Annotated in this window: 18 protein-coding genes; 4 read left to right on the forward strand and 14 right to left on the reverse strand. The window is 70.9% G+C overall.

Annotation, left to right across the window (positions count from 1 at the left end):
• Window positions 1-68: 68 nt before the first annotated feature.
• From AB0N89_RS39870 to AB0N89_RS39880, 3 genes are all read right to left on the reverse strand, one after another.
• A complete protein-coding gene (locus AB0N89_RS39870; protein WP_364216558.1) occupies window positions 69-926 on the reverse strand; it encodes an oxidoreductase in 858 nt (285 codons plus the stop codon).
• Window positions 927-1,017: 91 nt separating this feature from the next.
• On the reverse strand, window positions 1,018-1,707 hold the full coding sequence (locus tag AB0N89_RS39875) for a TetR family transcriptional regulator (protein WP_364216561.1): 690 nt from the start codon (window positions 1,705-1,707) through the stop codon (window positions 1,018-1,020).
• 20 nt (window positions 1,708-1,727) lie between these two features.
• Window positions 1,728-2,141 (reverse strand): PGPGW domain-containing protein, encoded by a 414-nt coding sequence (locus AB0N89_RS39880; protein ID WP_364216564.1) that lies wholly within the window; start codon window positions 2,139-2,141, stop codon window positions 1,728-1,730.
• A gap of 147 nt (window positions 2,142-2,288) precedes the next feature.
• Between AB0N89_RS39880 and AB0N89_RS39885 the strand changes: the two genes are divergently transcribed.
• The 3 genes from AB0N89_RS39885 (at window position 2,289) to AB0N89_RS39895 (ending at window position 4,467) form a co-directional block, all read left to right on the forward strand.
• A complete protein-coding gene (locus AB0N89_RS39885; protein WP_364216567.1) occupies window positions 2,289-3,518 on the forward strand; it encodes an MFS transporter in 1,230 nt (409 codons plus the stop codon).
• On the forward strand, window positions 3,518-3,859 hold the full coding sequence (locus AB0N89_RS39890; RefSeq protein WP_364216570.1) for a YciI family protein: 342 nt from the start codon (window positions 3,518-3,520) through the stop codon (window positions 3,857-3,859). Before AB0N89_RS39885 ends, AB0N89_RS39890 begins: the two co-directional genes overlap by 1 nt.
• 161 nt (window positions 3,860-4,020) lie before the next feature.
• Window positions 4,021-4,467 carry a B-4DMT family transporter gene (locus AB0N89_RS39895; RefSeq protein WP_364216605.1) on the forward strand — a complete coding sequence of 149 codons (447 nt, stop codon included), beginning with the start codon at window positions 4,021-4,023 and terminating at the stop codon, window positions 4,465-4,467.
• On the opposite strand, the gene AB0N89_RS39900 is transcribed toward AB0N89_RS39895, so the two are convergent.
• The 11 genes from AB0N89_RS39900 to AB0N89_RS39950 all read right to left on the reverse strand — a co-directional run bounded on the left by AB0N89_RS39900 (window position 4,422) and on the right by AB0N89_RS39950 (window position 12,959).
• Window positions 4,422-5,903: a beta-xylosidase gene (locus AB0N89_RS39900; protein ID WP_364216608.1), complete on the reverse strand. Its 1,482-nt coding sequence runs from the start codon at window positions 5,901-5,903 to the stop codon at window positions 4,422-4,424. The two genes, AB0N89_RS39895 and AB0N89_RS39900, sit on opposite strands and share 46 nt — an antisense overlap.
• A 60-nt stretch (window positions 5,904-5,963) precedes the next feature.
• Window positions 5,964-6,890, reverse strand: a complete 927-nt coding sequence (locus AB0N89_RS39905) for a GNAT family N-acetyltransferase (protein WP_364216573.1) — start codon at window positions 6,888-6,890, stop codon at window positions 5,964-5,966.
• Window positions 6,887-7,318, reverse strand: a complete 432-nt coding sequence (aroQ, locus tag AB0N89_RS39910) for a type II 3-dehydroquinate dehydratase (protein WP_364216576.1) — start codon at window positions 7,316-7,318, stop codon at window positions 6,887-6,889. Before aroQ ends, AB0N89_RS39905 begins: the two co-directional genes overlap by 4 nt.
• Window positions 7,315-8,424 carry a 3-dehydroquinate synthase gene (gene aroB / locus AB0N89_RS39915; RefSeq protein WP_364216579.1) on the reverse strand — a complete coding sequence of 370 codons (1,110 nt, stop codon included), beginning with the start codon at window positions 8,422-8,424 and terminating at the stop codon, window positions 7,315-7,317. Before aroB ends, aroQ begins: the two co-directional genes overlap by 4 nt.
• An 8-nt stretch (window positions 8,425-8,432) precedes the next feature.
• Window positions 8,433-8,858, reverse strand: a complete 426-nt coding sequence (locus tag AB0N89_RS39920; protein WP_364216582.1) for a hypothetical protein — start codon at window positions 8,856-8,858, stop codon at window positions 8,433-8,435.
• A complete protein-coding gene (locus AB0N89_RS39925) occupies window positions 8,855-9,379 on the reverse strand; it encodes a shikimate kinase (RefSeq protein ID WP_364216585.1) in 525 nt (174 codons plus the stop codon). Before AB0N89_RS39925 ends, AB0N89_RS39920 begins: the two co-directional genes overlap by 4 nt.
• Complete coding sequence (gene aroC, locus AB0N89_RS39930; protein WP_364216588.1) at window positions 9,376-10,563, reverse strand: chorismate synthase; 1,188 nt, start codon at window positions 10,561-10,563, stop codon at window positions 9,376-9,378. Before aroC ends, AB0N89_RS39925 begins: the two co-directional genes overlap by 4 nt.
• 47 nt (window positions 10,564-10,610) lie before the next feature.
• The gene (locus AB0N89_RS39935) at window positions 10,611-11,216 is read right to left on the reverse strand and encodes an A24 family peptidase (RefSeq protein ID WP_364216591.1); all 606 of its coding nucleotides are present in this window, start codon (window positions 11,214-11,216) and stop codon (window positions 10,611-10,613) included.
• A 239-nt stretch (window positions 11,217-11,455) separates the two neighbouring features.
• Window positions 11,456-12,085, reverse strand: a complete 630-nt coding sequence (locus tag AB0N89_RS39940) for a zf-HC2 domain-containing protein (protein WP_364216594.1) — start codon at window positions 12,083-12,085, stop codon at window positions 11,456-11,458.
• Window positions 12,082-12,594, reverse strand: a complete 513-nt coding sequence (locus tag AB0N89_RS39945; RefSeq protein ID WP_364216597.1) for a sigma-70 family RNA polymerase sigma factor — start codon at window positions 12,592-12,594, stop codon at window positions 12,082-12,084. The genes AB0N89_RS39940 and AB0N89_RS39945 overlap by 4 nt, the downstream gene beginning before the upstream one ends.
• Complete coding sequence (locus AB0N89_RS39950; protein WP_364216600.1) at window positions 12,591-12,959, reverse strand: hypothetical protein; 369 nt, start codon at window positions 12,957-12,959, stop codon at window positions 12,591-12,593. The genes AB0N89_RS39945 and AB0N89_RS39950 overlap by 4 nt, the downstream gene beginning before the upstream one ends.
• A 132-nt stretch (window positions 12,960-13,091) precedes the next feature.
• On the opposite strand from AB0N89_RS39950, the gene AB0N89_RS39955 reads away from it, so the two are divergent.
• Window positions 13,092-13,532 carry a Rieske (2Fe-2S) protein gene (locus tag AB0N89_RS39955; protein ID WP_364216602.1) on the forward strand — a complete coding sequence of 147 codons (441 nt, stop codon included), beginning with the start codon at window positions 13,092-13,094 and terminating at the stop codon, window positions 13,530-13,532.
• Window positions 13,533-13,635 lie beyond the last annotated feature (103 nt).

Consider the following 13,635-nt stretch of genomic DNA (forward strand, 5'->3'; position numbering starts at 1 on the left):
GGCGGGCGCCTCGACGATCTCGTCCGGGACGTGCCGGGGTGTCAGCTCAAGGAGGCCTTCACGGACCGCTAGGCGAGGGCGTCGAGGTCCGCGATGACGTCCGCGGGCAGTTCCAGCTTCGCGGCGGCGACGTTCTCGTGCAGGTGCCGCACCGACGACGTCCCCGGGATCAGCAGGATGTTCGGCGACCGCTGGAGCAGCCACGCGAGCGCGACCTGCATCGGCGTCGCGTCGACACGGCGGGCGCAGTCGTCGAGCACACCGGACTGCAACGGCGTGAACCCGCCGAGCGGGAAGTACGGCACGAACGGGATGTTGATCGCCGCGAGGGCGTCGAGCAGGCCGTCGTTGGCGCGGTTCGCGACGTTGTACTCGTTCTGCACGCAGACGACCGGCGCGATCGCGCGGGCTTCCTTGACCTGCTCCGCCGAGACGTGGCTGAGGCCGAGGTGCCGGATCAGGCCCTGCTGCTGGAGTTCGGCGAGCACCTCGAACGGCTCCGTGATCGAGACCGGGATCGGGAAGACACCGTGCTCCCCCGCGAGCCGCAGGTTGACGACGTCGAGCACGTCGACGCCGAGGTTGCGCAGGTTGTCGTGGACCGCGGAGATGAGCTCCTCGCGCGAGAGCGCCGCGGGCCAGCCCTTGTCCGGAGTCCGCTTCGCGCCGACCTTCGTGACGATGTGCAGGCTGTCCGGGTACGGGTGCAGCGCCTCGCGGATCAGCTCGTTGGTCGCGTGCGGGCCGTAGAAGTCGCTGGTGTCGATGTGGGTCACGCCCAGCTCGACGGCTTCGCGGAGGACGGCGATCGCGGCGTCGCGATCGCTCGGCGGCCCCCAGATGCCGGGGCCGGACAGCCGCATGGCGCCGTAGCCCATCCGGCTGACGGTGAGATCGCCGAGGGTGTGGGTGCCGCCTGGGCTCATGATCGCTCCTTGTACGAGTGGGTTCCGCTCACCTTATGCAGATCCGTCCGGTCCGGCTCTCGCGCGGGAAGAGAGCAAGGGACCTTTGCTCTCACCTGAGGCTCTGACCTGCGCGAACAACAAGACCGACCAGCTGGTTCGCCAGTCCTTCGGTCAGCCCGTCGACGAACATCCCGCGGCCGGCGGGTGCTCCCCGTTCGGCCAGGACCGTCGCCACGGCCTCGCCCGGGTTCGCGTACGGCCACAGCCCCGCGACGAGGACGAAGACGGCCTTCGCGAAGTGCCCGGCCGCTTCGGCGTCCAGCGGGACCTGGGCGCGGACGACGTCGGCCAGCCGTTCGGTCCGTTCATGGGCCCGGGTCTTGAACGTCCGGGCGGTCTCCACGGAGATGTTGCGTTCGAGCACCGCGGCCATCGTGCTGATCAGCTCACAGAGCAGCCGCTGCCGTGAGATCGACGTCGCGATGACGGTCGCGACACGCACTTCGCGCTCGTAACCGGGCTTCGCGTCCCCTGGAGCGCCCAGTTCGCTTTCGAGCTCGTCGAGCCACGCGACCCAGACCGAGTCGAGGACCTCCAAGAAGATCGCCTCGCGGCTGTCGAAGTACCGCAGGACGTTCGACTTCGCCAGGCCGACCCGGTCGCTCAGCTCCCGCAGGCTGATCCGGGAGACGGGCCGCTCGGCCAGGAGCTCGCGCGCCACCCCCAGGATCGCCGTACGCCGGGCTTCCACCTGCTCCGGCCGCCGTGCGCGCTGGAAGTCGGGGGACACGCGCCGCACGGTACCAGACCACCCGGCTGTTATTCGGCGTTCGCGGACCTCCTGGCCTGCACCCGCTTGTAGCTCCAGATCAGCAGCGCGAACAGGATGAGCCCGGACAGGATCAGGCTCGAACCGGTGCTCCAGCCGGCGAGCGGCAGGCCCGGCACGAGACCCCAGACGATGCCCGCGGCCAGCAGGCACAGCCCGGCCAGCACCGAACCGGCGATCCGCAGCGGCGACGAAACGCTGTCCTCGGCCGCCTTCATCGCCCTGTCGCGGATGGGGTCGACGTACTTCTCCACCGCCGGGAACTCCGAGGCCAGCACTAGGAGGCCCGCGAGTACCAGCAGCAGCCCCGGTCCGGGCAGCACGAGAAGCGCGATACCGACCAGCAGGAGAATGACGCCCGCGATCAGGATCAGCACCTGCTTCACGGGTTTTCCGATGCCCACGTCGTCTCCTCGTCGTCGTTCCTCTGCCCGATTGTGCCGGGAAAGCGCTGGTCCCGCCCGTTCCAGGAACTTTTCACCGGAAGTGTCTGTTCCGGAGGAGGCCGTTCGTCGGTGGGGTGAACCACCCACCGAAGGACGGAGGCACGCATGCACCCCGACCCGCGCCGATGGCGAGCGCTGGCCCTGCTCTGCACGGCCAACTTCATGGTCATCCTGGACTCGCAGATCGTCGTGCTCGCGGTGCCGTCGATCGAGCGGGACCTCGGTTTCGCCGGCGGCGGGACGCATTGGGTGCTCAGCGCGTACCTGCTGAGCTTCGGTCTCCTGCTCCTGCCGGGCGGCCGCGCCGCGGATCTGCTCGGCCGCCGCCGGACGTTCTCGGCGGGCACGGCGTTGTTCCTGCTGTCGTCGCTGTGGTGCGGATTCGCCTGGAGCGACGACGTCCTGATCGCCGCCCGGGTCCTCCAGGGCGTTTCGGCCGCGTTGATGGCGCCGAGCGCGCTTTCGCTGGTGATGACGACGTTCACCGACGACGGCGAACGCACCAAGGCACTCGCCGCCTGGTCGGGCGTCGGCGGTTTCGGCGCCACGGCCGCGCTGCTCATCGGCGGGACGCTGACACGGGCCTTCGGCTGGGAATGGGTGTTCTTCCTGAACGTCCCGGTCGCGCTCGCCCTGCTGGTGGCGACGCCGATCCTGCTCACGGAAAGCCGTGACATGTCGCGTCGCGGGGCGCCGCTGGTCCCGCTGAGGATCTTCTCCTCGCGGATGCTCACCGGCGGCAACCTGGTGATGCTCACCAGCGCGATGGGCGCGTTCGCGGTGTCGTTCCTGATCTCGCGCTACGCGCAGGAAGTGCTCGGCTATTCGCCTCTGCTGTTCGGCGTCGCGACGGCGGTGCTGCCGGTCATGGCTGTCGTCGGGGCGTACGGCGGACAGGCGCTGATCCCCAGGATCGGCGTCCGGGGACTGGCCGTCGCGGGCACGGTGCTGCTCGGCGCCGGGTGCCTGACGCTGGCCGGTGTCTCGCCGGACGGCTCTTACCTGACGGATCTCCTGCCCGGTCTCGCCGCCTTCGGGCTCGGGCTGGGCGCGGCCACCGTCGCCGCGCCGATGGCCGCGTTGGGCGGCGTCGACGCCGGGGACACCGGGCTCGCGTCCGGGATCACCACCGCCGCGTTCCAACTCGGCGGCGCGCTCGGCGTCTCGGTAGCCTCGGCCGTGTCGGCGGCCGTCACCGGTACCGCGACGTCGGCGGAAGCCGTGACCGGAGGTTTCCGCGTGGGATTCGTGGCCGCCGCCTGCTTCGCGGTCTTGGGCCTGGCAATCGCTCTTTCGGCGCTGCGGCCCGGAAAAGCCCTGGTGATGGAGGACTGATGCGCTACATGTTGCTGATCTGCGGGGACCCTCATCCCGGCGCGGACGGCTGCGACGACCCGCTCGACGAGAAGACGCAGGCGTGGGTCGACGAGATGACCGCCCGCGGGGTGCGGCTGTCCGGCAGCAGGCTCCGGTCGACGGCCACCGCGACCACCGTGCGCCACCGCGACGGCGAGCTGCTCGTCTCGGACGGGCCGTTCGCGGAGACGAAGGAGCAGATCCTCGGCTACGACCTGATCGAATGCGCCGATCTCGACGAGGCGATCGAGGTCGCGTCGAAACATCCGGTCACGAAGTTCTCGACCATCGAGATCCGGCCGATCTGGCCGACCCCCTGAGCCTTACCGCCGTGGTCCGTGAAGGCCTCCTTGAGGGACTCTGGGTCCCTCAAGGAGGCCTTCACGGACAGCTCGGGAAAGCCGCGTGCCGCAGCGGCCACCGGTCGCTACTGGCGAGTTAAGCTTCCCCCATGGCACCGTGGCTGACTCGTGGACTCGTGATGGCGCTGCTGCACGGAGCGGCCGTCACCGTGCTGGCCAAGTACGAGGTCTTCAACCCCACCGACAAGACCCTCTTCACCTCCCTCGCCCTCGCCGTCCTGGTCGGCGCGGCGGCGGGCTGGAGCGCCGTGGACGCCTGGCAGGGCAAACCCGAACGCGGCCGGAACTGGTTCATCGCGGCGCTGATCGCCGGCCCGGTCTCGGGCGTGCTGTACGTGATCGGCCGGGCGGTGTTCGTCGATCAGACCGGCGCCTCGGAACTCGGCGGCGCGCTGACCGGCGGCGCCGCCTTCTCGGCCCTGCTGGTGCTCATCCCGGCCGGGCTCGGCCTGTTCGTCGGCGGGCTCATCGCCAAGAAGGCCCCGGAAGACGACGATGAAGAAGACGAAGAGGCCGAAGCTCAGCCCGCGAGCGGGAAACCGGCGGGGAAGCCGTCCCAGGCCTGATCGCTGATCTCTTCGACGGTCGAGTCGTTCAGCCCGGCCGCGCCCGCGTCCGGCATCGCGTACAGCTTGCCGTCGAGCACCACGCCGAACCCCCGGCCCGGCGCGCGCACCATTTTCGCCCCGGCGCTCAGGCGCGCGGCCTTCGGGAGCTTGTCGACGACCTTGAGCCGCTGGTCCAGCACCTCGCCCGCGAGCGCGGCCGCCACCGAGCGCCGGTCGACGCGGACCAGGGCGCCGTCGGCCACCAGGTCGATGGTCCGCTGGGGCGAAGGCATCGCGACGCCTTCGAACGAGGTCTTGATCCGGGCGTCGCCGTCGCAGGCCCGCGAACCGCGGACGTCGAGGCCGAAATGTTTGAGGTCGGTCGGCGCCCCCGCGCCGCCGACGACCGTGGCGCGGACGACGTCGAACGGGACCCGGTCGCAGACGTCGCCCGAGGTGAGCGGCGCGTGCCCGTCGGGCCGCCGGACCAGGCCGGGACCCTCCTTCCACGCGCCGGGGATGATCGCGGGCCGGTACGGCTGCGCGGCGAAGTCCCTGGTCCAGAAGGTGAGCGTGGTGCCGGCGTCGGTCTCGTGCGCGATGACGAACGCGTCGAGCGCGCCGACCCACATCAGGTCGGTGCTGAACCCGTCGACCAGCGACCGCGGGCGCGGCGAGACCGTGCTGGGCTTGGGGACGAAACCCTGCTCCTCCAGCGTCTCCACGCTCTGGGAGAACGCCGCGTCCTTGGCGCGGAGCAGGAACTGCCCGGCGCCGTTCCACCCGGCGCCCTTGGCCGTGGTGTCGGTGAAGAGCACGTAGAACCAGCCGTCGAGGTACACCGCCGAGGGCTGGCCCGCTCCGTAGACGTTGTCGCGGTGCACGTCGTGCGCGGGCCCGATGATCGGCTGCCCGCCCGCCGCGCGGGTCCAGGTGACCCCGTCGGGGCTGGTGGCGAGCCCGATCGAGTTGCCGAGCGCGTGGTCGCCAGCCGCGCCGGTGTAGTACATGTAGTAGGTCGAGCCGACCTTGAGCACCGACGGGTCGCAGGTGTGCATCCCGTCGAAACCGCCGGGCGAGCCGGAGAACACCGCCGCCGGACCACCGCCGTTCGGACCGGTGAAGGGACCGTCGAGCGACTGCGACTGCGCGTAGAGGACGTCGTCACCGGGCGGCTGGGCGCTGCCGTACTGGCTGCACCACCACATCTTGAGTTTGCCGCCGTCGCGCATCACGGTCGGGCTGTAGTTGTAGACCGCGTCCTGATCGCCCGCGCCCACCACGCCGCCGCTGGCCCGGGAATCGCTCGTCGCGAGCTCGACGTCTATCGGCCGGGGCTTTTCCTTGGGCGGCTGGACCCCGCCTATCCCGCCGCCTTTGCCGTCGGCCTGGGACTGGACATTGCCGTCGCTGCAGGCCATGAGGACCGCGCCGGCCGCCAGGAGGGCCACCACGACAAGGGCGGGTCGCCGACCCCCACGAAACAGGCGCATGATGGCCGAGTGTAGCGAGACTTAACCCAGCCGGGTGACGTCAGTCCCCGGTAGGGCGACCAATTCCACTTCGAAGCCATCGGCGTTTTCGAGGTAGGCGGCGTAGTGGTGATCACCCCCCGCATACGGATACTGGTCCGCGAACATCGCCGACCAGCCGTGTTCGAGCGCTTTCGAAGCCAGTTCGTTCACCCAATCGGGGGACTCGACGTGCAGGGCGAGATGGTTCAGACCTGGCGCCGTCCGCTCGTGCTTTTCGCCGCTGAGCGCGGGAGAACGCTCGACGACGAGGTACGTCGCGCCGTGCTTCCAGCTGACTCCGGCGGGCCAGCGCTGGAACTCACGCCAGCCGAGTTCGCCGAGGAGCCAGCCCCAGCTCTCCTCGGCGCGGGCGAGATCCGGCACCCACAGTTCGATGTGGTGGGCCTTGCCGTGCGCCGAAGGCAGCGCGACGAAGACGCGATGCGGGCCGCTGCCGTAGTGGTCGCCGCCGCCGACGTCGAGGAACCCCAAGCGCCGCACCAGGTTCTGACTGGCCACATTGGACTCCCCGACCAGCGCCCAGACCGACGTCAGGCCGAGCCCGACGAGTCCGTGCTCCAGCAGGCCACGCGCGGCCTCGGTCGCCAGGCCCTGCCCACCGTGCGCACGCGCCAGGTAATAGCCGATTTCCGGGACGTCGCCCGGCAATTCCTCCGACGGCCGCAGATGCGCGAGACCGATGATCTCGCCGTCGCGTTCGATCGCCCAGTGCCCCATCCCCGCCGGGCCGTCGTAGGACAGCCGGCGGCCGACCATCTCGCGGATCTGGTCCGGCTCGGTCAGCGGAACCGCGAAATGCGAGCTCATCGCCGGGTCGGCGAAGAGCTTGACGATCGCCTCGGTGTCGGCTTCGGTCAGCGCGCGCAGCCGCAGCCTCGCGGTCTCGATCGCGGGTGGGGTGTTCATGCCGCGTTCGCGGCCATCCAGCGCAGGGCCAACGGGTAACCGTCGACCCCGAGCCCGGCGACGACCGCGGTGGCGATGTCCGACAGCACACTGTGGTGCCGGAACTGCTCGCGTTTGTGCACGTTGGAGATGTGCAGCTCGATCAACGGCGCTTTGAGCTGGGCGGCGGCGTCTCGTACCGCGATCGAGTAGTGGGTCCACGCACCCGCGTTGAGCACCACCGGCCAGCCCGCGTCGGCGGCTTCGTGCAGCCAGCCGACCATCTCGCCCTCGTGGTCGGTCTGCCGGACCTCGACGTCGATCCCGAGTTCCTTCCCGGTGCCGACGCAGGTCGAAACGAGGTCGGCGTGCGTCGTCGAACCGTAGATCCCCGGTTCGCGCAGGCCGAGCCTGCCGAGGTTGGGACCGTTGAGGACGAGCACCTTCACAGCAGCACGCTCCCGCCGGACCGGGGGGATTCGCCGGCCACCACCGAGTACGCCGCCGCGAGCAGCGACGGGTCAGGACCTTCCAGCCTGCCGGGCTTCGCGAGCCCGTCGAGGACGACGAACCGCAGCACGCCCGACCGGGTCTTCTTGTCGCCCTTCATCGTCTCCAGCAGGTGCGGGAGCGCGTCCGGGTCGTAAGTGGTCGGCAAGCCCAGGAGCTTGAGCACCGAGGTGTGCCGCTCCGCGGTGGCGTCGTCGAGGCGGCCCGCCAGGCGGGCGAGTTCGGCGGCGAACACCAGGCCGACACTGACCGCCGCGCCGTGGCGCCACCGGTACTTCTCACGGCGTTCGATGGCGTGGCCGAGGGTGTGGCCGTAGTTGAGGATCTCGCGCAGGTTCGACTCGCGCAGGTCCGCGGCGACGACGTCGGCCTTGACCTGGATCGAGCGGCGGACCAGCTCGCCGATGACCTCGCCGGTGGTGTCCAGCGCGGCGGCCGGGTCCTGCTCGACGAGGTCGAGGATGCGCGGGTCCGCGATGAACCCGGTCTTGACGACCTCGGCCATGCCCGCGACGAGTTCGTTGGGCGGCAACGTCTCCAGTGTCGCGAGGTCGGCCAGGACCGCGCTCGGCTCGTGGAAGACGCCCACGAGGTTCTTGCCCGCCTCGGTGTTGATGCCGGTCTTCCCGCCGACCGCGGCGTCGACCATGCCCAGCAGCGTGGTGGGCACGTTGACCAGGCGGACGCCGCGCATCCAGGTCGCGGCGACGAAACCGGCCAGGTCGGTCACGGCGCCGCCGCCGAGGCCGACGACCACGCCCTGGCGGTCGAGGCCGATGCGGCCGAGGACCTCCCAGCAGAAGCTGGCGACGGTGAGCGCCTTGCCGTCCTCGGCGTCGGGGATCTCGACGCGGTGCGCGTCGATCCCGGCCTCGGCCAGTTCGTCGCGGATGGCCTCGGCGGTGGTGGTCAGCGTCGGCGGGTGGATCAGCGCGACCTTGGAGGCGTCGGCGAGCTTCTCGGTGAGCTCGCCCAGCAGGCCGCGGCCGATGACGACGTCGTACGGCTTGGCGGTGTTGACGGTGATGCGGACCGGCTCGGTCATCGTTTCCCTCACTTCGGCGGAAGCCGCTTGGCCCTGGCGACCTCGCAGGTGATCTTGCCCTTGACCGGGGTGTCGCCCGGGATCTCTTCGGTCACTTTCTGGCCGGGCGTCATCCGGTTCTTCGCGAACAGCGCCTCACCGGAGGCCTTGCCGTCGGCGTCCTTGATCGCGATGGTGACGGCGTAGCGCGCGTCCTCGCCCGTGCTGTTGGTGACCTCGATGGTGACCTTCGGCGTGTAGCTGCCGCTGTCGCATTCGGTGACCTTCACGTCGGCGGCGGCATCCGCCTCCGGAGCGGCCGAAGCCGTCGCGGAGCCGGTCTGGGCGGCGCCGGTCTGGATGACGTCGGCGCCCGCGGGCTGCTTCTCCTCGCCACAAGCCGCCAGGGTCATGGTCACGGCGGCGAGGAGAACGCCGGCGATGGTGCGCTTCATGCTCGTTCCTTGCTGATCTCGGTCAGCCCGATGACGGCGGCCTCGACGACCTCGTCGGCGGTCAGCCGGTCGGTCTCGATCTCGAACGTGGCCACCTCGCGGTACACCGGCAGCCGGGCGTCGAGCAGCGCCTTGTAGGTGGCGCGGGGATTCACCCCGGCCAGCAGCGGACGCGCGGTCGAGAGCCCGGCGCGCTGCACGCCCGCGGCCATACCGACGTTGAGGAAGACCACGGTGTGCCCGGCCAGCCGTTCCCGGGTGCCCCGGGTGATCGGCGCTCCCCCGCCCAAGGAGAGGACGCCGTCGTGCTCGGCCAGCGCCTTCGCGACCATCTTCTCTTCCAGCGCGCGGAAGGCGAGTTCGCCCTCCTCCGCAAAGATGTCGGTGATGGGCTTGCCCGCGCTCGCGACGATGTCGTCGTCGCTGTCGCGGAAGGCGAGCCCGAGCCGCGCGGCGAGCGCCGGGCCGACCGTGCTCTTGCCCGAGCCCGGCGGCCCGATGATCACCGCGTGAGGGGTCACCAGCGCTCCTCGAGCGCCTTCAGGTAGGCCTCGGCGTTGCGCTTGCCCTCGGCCAGCGAGTCGCCGCCGAACTTCTCCAGCGCGGCGTCCGCGAGGATGAGCGCGACCACCGACTCCAGCACGACACCGGCACGGGGTACCGCGCAGACGTCGGAACGCTGGTGGATGGCGACCGCGGGTTCACCGGTCGTGACATCCACAGTGGACAGTGCTTTGGGGACGGTCGAGATCGGCTTCATGGCCACGCGCACGCGCAGCGGCTCGCCGTTGGTGATGCCGCCTTCGAGGCCGCCCGCGCGGTTGGACCGGCGGGTCACCCCGACCGGGCCGGTACCGCGGTCGATCTCGTCGTGGGCCTGGCTGCCCCAGCGCTGGGCCGTGGTGAAGCCGTCGCCGACCTCCACGCCCTTCATCGCCTGGACACCCATGAGCGCACCGGCGAGGCGGGCGTCGAGCCTGCGGTCCCAGTGCACGTGCGAGCCGAGGCCCGGCGGCAGGCCGTAGGCGATCACCTCGATCACGCCGCCGACGGTGTCACCCGCCTTCCGCACGGCGTCGACCTCGGCGACCATGGCGTCGGTCCCCTCCTGGCCGAAGGCGCGGACCGGGCTCTCGTCGATGGCGGGCAGGTCCGACGCCACGGGCAGCGGGCCCTCCGGCGCCGAAGCGCCTCCGATGGACACGACGTGGCTGAGGATCTCGACCCCGAGCAGCTGCTTGAGGTACGCGCGGGCCACCGTGCCGAGCGCCGTGCGGGACGCCGTCTCGCGGGCGCTCGCGCGCTCCAGCACCGGACGGGCCTCGGGGAAGCCGTACTTCTGCATGCCGGGCAGGTCCGCGTGGCCGGGGCGGGGCCGGGTCAGCGGCTCGTTGCGCGCCAGGCCTTCGAGCTCCTCGGCGGGCACGGGATCGGCCGACATGACCTTCTCCCACTTGGGCCACTCGGCGTTCTCGATCTGGACCGCGACGGGACCACCCTGCGTGAGCCCGTGCCGGACGCCGCCGGTGAACTCGATGTGGTCGGTCTCGAAGCCCATCCGGGGGCTGCGGCCGAAGCCGAGCCTCCGTCGCGCGAGCTGCTCGCTCACCTCGGCGGTGGTGACCTCGACCCCGGCGGGCATCCCTTCCAGGATGGCGGCGAGGGCGGGTCCGTGCGATTCCCCTGCGGTTATCCAGCGCAACACCTGACAGATCCTGTCACAACCTCCTCTCCGTCCCAGGACAGGCCGGGCTATCCCGGACCTGGTCCGGCGAAGACGGCGAGCGCCCACGCCGCGACCAGGAGACCGGGTCCGTGCGGCACCGCGGGATGTCTGGGCCCGCCCACCGCGAGTGCCACGCTCAGCAGCGCGGCCGCGACGGCGCCGAGCACGACCGACGGCCAGCCCGTGGCGGCGAGGACCGCGCCGACGCTCCCGGCGAATTTCACGTCACCGGCGCCCAGCGAACGCGGCGACAGAGCGTGGACGAGCGCGTGCGCCCCGCCGAAGACCAGCGCGCCCAGCACGGCCCGCCAGGCGATGGCCGCCCCTCCCCCGTGCGCCGCGACCGCCAGCGCGACGGCGAGCGCCGGGTACGCGGACAGGGTCAGCACGTCGGGCAGGCGACGGTGCTTCAGGTCGGCGAGGGTGAGCGGGACCGCGAAGACCGTCAGCACGGCGGGGACCGCGAGCCACCACGACGGCCAGGCTCCCGCTTGATGCCGCAGCCAGACCGCGACCAGGGCCACCGCCGCGAGGGCGGCCGCCCAAGCCGTCACCGGCGCTCCCGCCCGGCGCAGGCAGGAGCGCGCGGCGAGCGCCGATCCGGCGCCCGCCACCGCGAAGGCGATCGGCATGAACACAAGATCAAGAGTGCTCCCGGGGTTCGCCGGGAGGCAAGGATTTCTTTTCGTGACAGGGACTTTCACGCACTTTCGGCAGGCCGGGCGTGGGCTGAAAGGGCCCTTCACCGCATCTCACGCGGCGAAGGGCCCTTTCGTCTCATGGCATGCGGGTAAAGCATCCTTCAGCCCCCGGCGAGGCGGCGGCGGTGAGCGGTGGGTCGGGAGGGTCGTGACCCACCATGGCACCGGAATCAGGGGGTCATCCGCAGCAGCGGGAGACCCGAGGGCGTGCGGATCTCCAGCGCCTTGATGTCCCCGGTGCGCATCGCGGTGCCGACCACGATGTGCGCCGTGTCCTGGGGCATCGCGCGCCAGGACGCCAGTTCGCTGGTGGCCCCGTCGGCGTCGACGGCGACCAGGATGTAGTCGCCGGTGCGGTTGCCGCCGTAGCTGCACGTCATGTCGACCTTCGTGCCGGTGTCCGTGGCGGCCATGGCGACCTCGGCGGTCACCGGGTAGTCGCCGAGCAGGGTCATCGGATCGCCCGCCGCCGCGATCGGCCCGGTCAGGACGATCGCGAGCGTGACCCCCGCGGCGACGGCGATCCCGGCCGCGGCGGTGGTGATCGTCCGTTGGATCCGCCTTCCCCGGCGGACCCGTTTGAGCACGGCGGGCAGCAGTTCCGGCGAGGGCGCCGGTTCCTCCTCCAGCAGCGCGGGGGCACCGGCCTGGGCGAGCAGTCCGGGAATCCCGGCCAGATCCCGCACGGACGCGGCGCATTCGGCGCAGCCGCGAAGGTGTTTCTCGTACGCGGACCGGTCTTCCGGGGACAACGCACCGAGCACGTAGGCCGCGTCGTAGGTGGCGAAGGGGTCGGTCATTGGGTCACCCCTCTTTCCTCCAATACGAGCCGCAACGCCCGCAGGGCGTAATGCGTCCGCGACTTGATCGTCCCTTCGGCCACGCCCAGCCGTTTCGCCGCGTCGGCGACGGAGTAACCCTGGAAGTAGCACAGGACGAGGACGTCTCGATGTCTCGGCGAGAGTTCGCCGAGGGCTTCGGCGACCAGCCAGCCCTGGACCGCCCGCTCGGTGCCGTCCGTGACCGCCGTCTCGGGCGGTTGACCGGTCACCACCTCCGGATGCGCCTCGGAAGCGCGCCAGTCGTCGATGGCGATCCGCCTCGCCACGGTGAACAGCCACCCTCGCGCCGATCCTTCGGACTGGTCGAGCACCTTGGCGTTGCGCCAGGCCCGCAGCAGCGTCTCCTGGACGACGTCCTCCGCGCGGACCCGGTCGCCGCCGGTGAGGTGCAGCGCGTAGGACCAGAGTGCCGCGGCGTGCTCGTCGTGCAGAGCCCGCATCAGCCGGTCCTCCGCGAATTCCTTCACCGATCCGTGCTCTCACGGTTGCGGAGCAGGGGAAGGGCGAAGATCACGCACACCGCTTCGGTGATCACGCCCCAGATCTCGGCCTGGCTGGTGAAGCGCTCCGAGACGCCGAAGAACCCGGTGGTCAGCGAGAGCACGTACGCGCCCAGCGTCGCCAGGCCGAACCCGATCGCGGCGAGCGCGGGAAGCCAGTGGTGCCAGACCAGGACGGCGACCGCGATCACCACGCCCGCGACGACGTTCACCAGGAAGAGCGGTCCGACGACGTCCGTTTCGGACGCCCAGTCCTGCCATACGACGTAATGCACCCACGCCGAGCCGAGCAGGCCCGCCGCCACCACCGCCCGCAACAACCACCGGATCATGTCCGTATCTTCTTTCCGCGTGTTCGGTTCCCCTATGCCCTTGAACACGGAAAAACGGGCCTCTCGGTTCATTTTCGCGCCGGATGGCCGCCGAAATTGAACCGGATGGCCGCTCCGGCCGTGTGTAGGGGCATGACTGCCGAACTCCACTCCCGCCGCACCGTCCTGACCACCGGGGCCGCCGTCGCCGGCGCGGCCGTCGGCGCCGTGGCCCTCACGGCCTGCGGAAGCGACGCCCCGTCGTCCGGCTCGGCCGCCGCGCCACCCGCCGCGGCGCCGGGCGAGACCCTGGCCGCGCTCTCCGACATCGAGGTCGGCCAGGCGAAGGCCGCCAAGACCGCCGACGGCAAGGACGTCATCGTCACCCGGACCGCCGAAGGCACGGCGGCCGCGTTCAGCGCGATCTGCACCCACCAGGGCTGCGCGGTCGTCCCGGCCGGCGCGGAACTCAAGTGTCCTTGCCACAACTCGATCTTCGACGCGAAGACCGGCGCGGTCAAAAAGGGGCCGGCGGACCAGCCGCTGCCCTCGATCGCGGTCAAGGTCGCGAACGGCCAGGTCGTCACCGCCTGAGAAAGGTCATGAGGGGTCCCCTTAGGACGCCCCGCGCCCGACGCGCAGGACACCGGTTTCGTCCCGCTGCTGATCTTCGGCGGCCTGCTGCTGATCTGTGTCG

The organism is Amycolatopsis sp. NPDC089917, from assembly GCF_040684635.1.
Taxonomy (GTDB): Bacteria; Actinomycetota; Actinomycetes; order Mycobacteriales; family Pseudonocardiaceae; genus Amycolatopsis.

Excerpts from the sequence above, each read along its gene's own strand:
- AB0N89_RS39905 (WP_364216573.1), bottom strand. The coding sequence starts at position 6,890 with ATGAACACCCCACCCGCGATCGAGACCGCGAGGCTGCGGCTGCGCGCG.
- AB0N89_RS39870 (WP_364216558.1), bottom strand. The coding sequence starts at position 926 with ATGAGCCCAGGCGGCACCCACACCCTCGGCGATCTCACCGTCAGCCGG.
- AB0N89_RS39940 (WP_364216594.1), bottom strand. The coding sequence starts at position 12,085 with ATGACCGACCCCTTCGCCACCTACGACGCGGCCTACGTGCTCGGTGCG.
- aroB (WP_364216579.1), bottom strand. The coding sequence starts at position 8,424 with ATGACCGAGCCGGTCCGCATCACCGTCAACACCGCCAAGCCGTACGAC.
- AB0N89_RS39895 (WP_364216605.1), top strand. The coding sequence starts at position 4,021 with ATGGCGCTGCTGCACGGAGCGGCCGTCACCGTGCTGGCCAAGTACGAG.
- AB0N89_RS39935 (WP_364216591.1), bottom strand. The coding sequence starts at position 11,216 with ATGCCGATCGCCTTCGCGGTGGCGGGCGCCGGATCGGCGCTCGCCGCG.
- AB0N89_RS39885 (WP_364216567.1), top strand. The coding sequence starts at position 2,289 with ATGCACCCCGACCCGCGCCGATGGCGAGCGCTGGCCCTGCTCTGCACG.
- AB0N89_RS39890 (WP_364216570.1), top strand. The coding sequence starts at position 3,518 with ATGCGCTACATGTTGCTGATCTGCGGGGACCCTCATCCCGGCGCGGAC.
- AB0N89_RS39920 (WP_364216582.1), bottom strand. The coding sequence starts at position 8,858 with ATGAAGCGCACCATCGCCGGCGTTCTCCTCGCCGCCGTGACCATGACC.
- AB0N89_RS39955 (WP_364216602.1), top strand. The coding sequence starts at position 13,092 with ATGACTGCCGAACTCCACTCCCGCCGCACCGTCCTGACCACCGGGGCC.
- AB0N89_RS39950 (WP_364216600.1), bottom strand. The coding sequence starts at position 12,959 with ATGATCCGGTGGTTGTTGCGGGCGGTGGTGGCGGCGGGCCTGCTCGGC.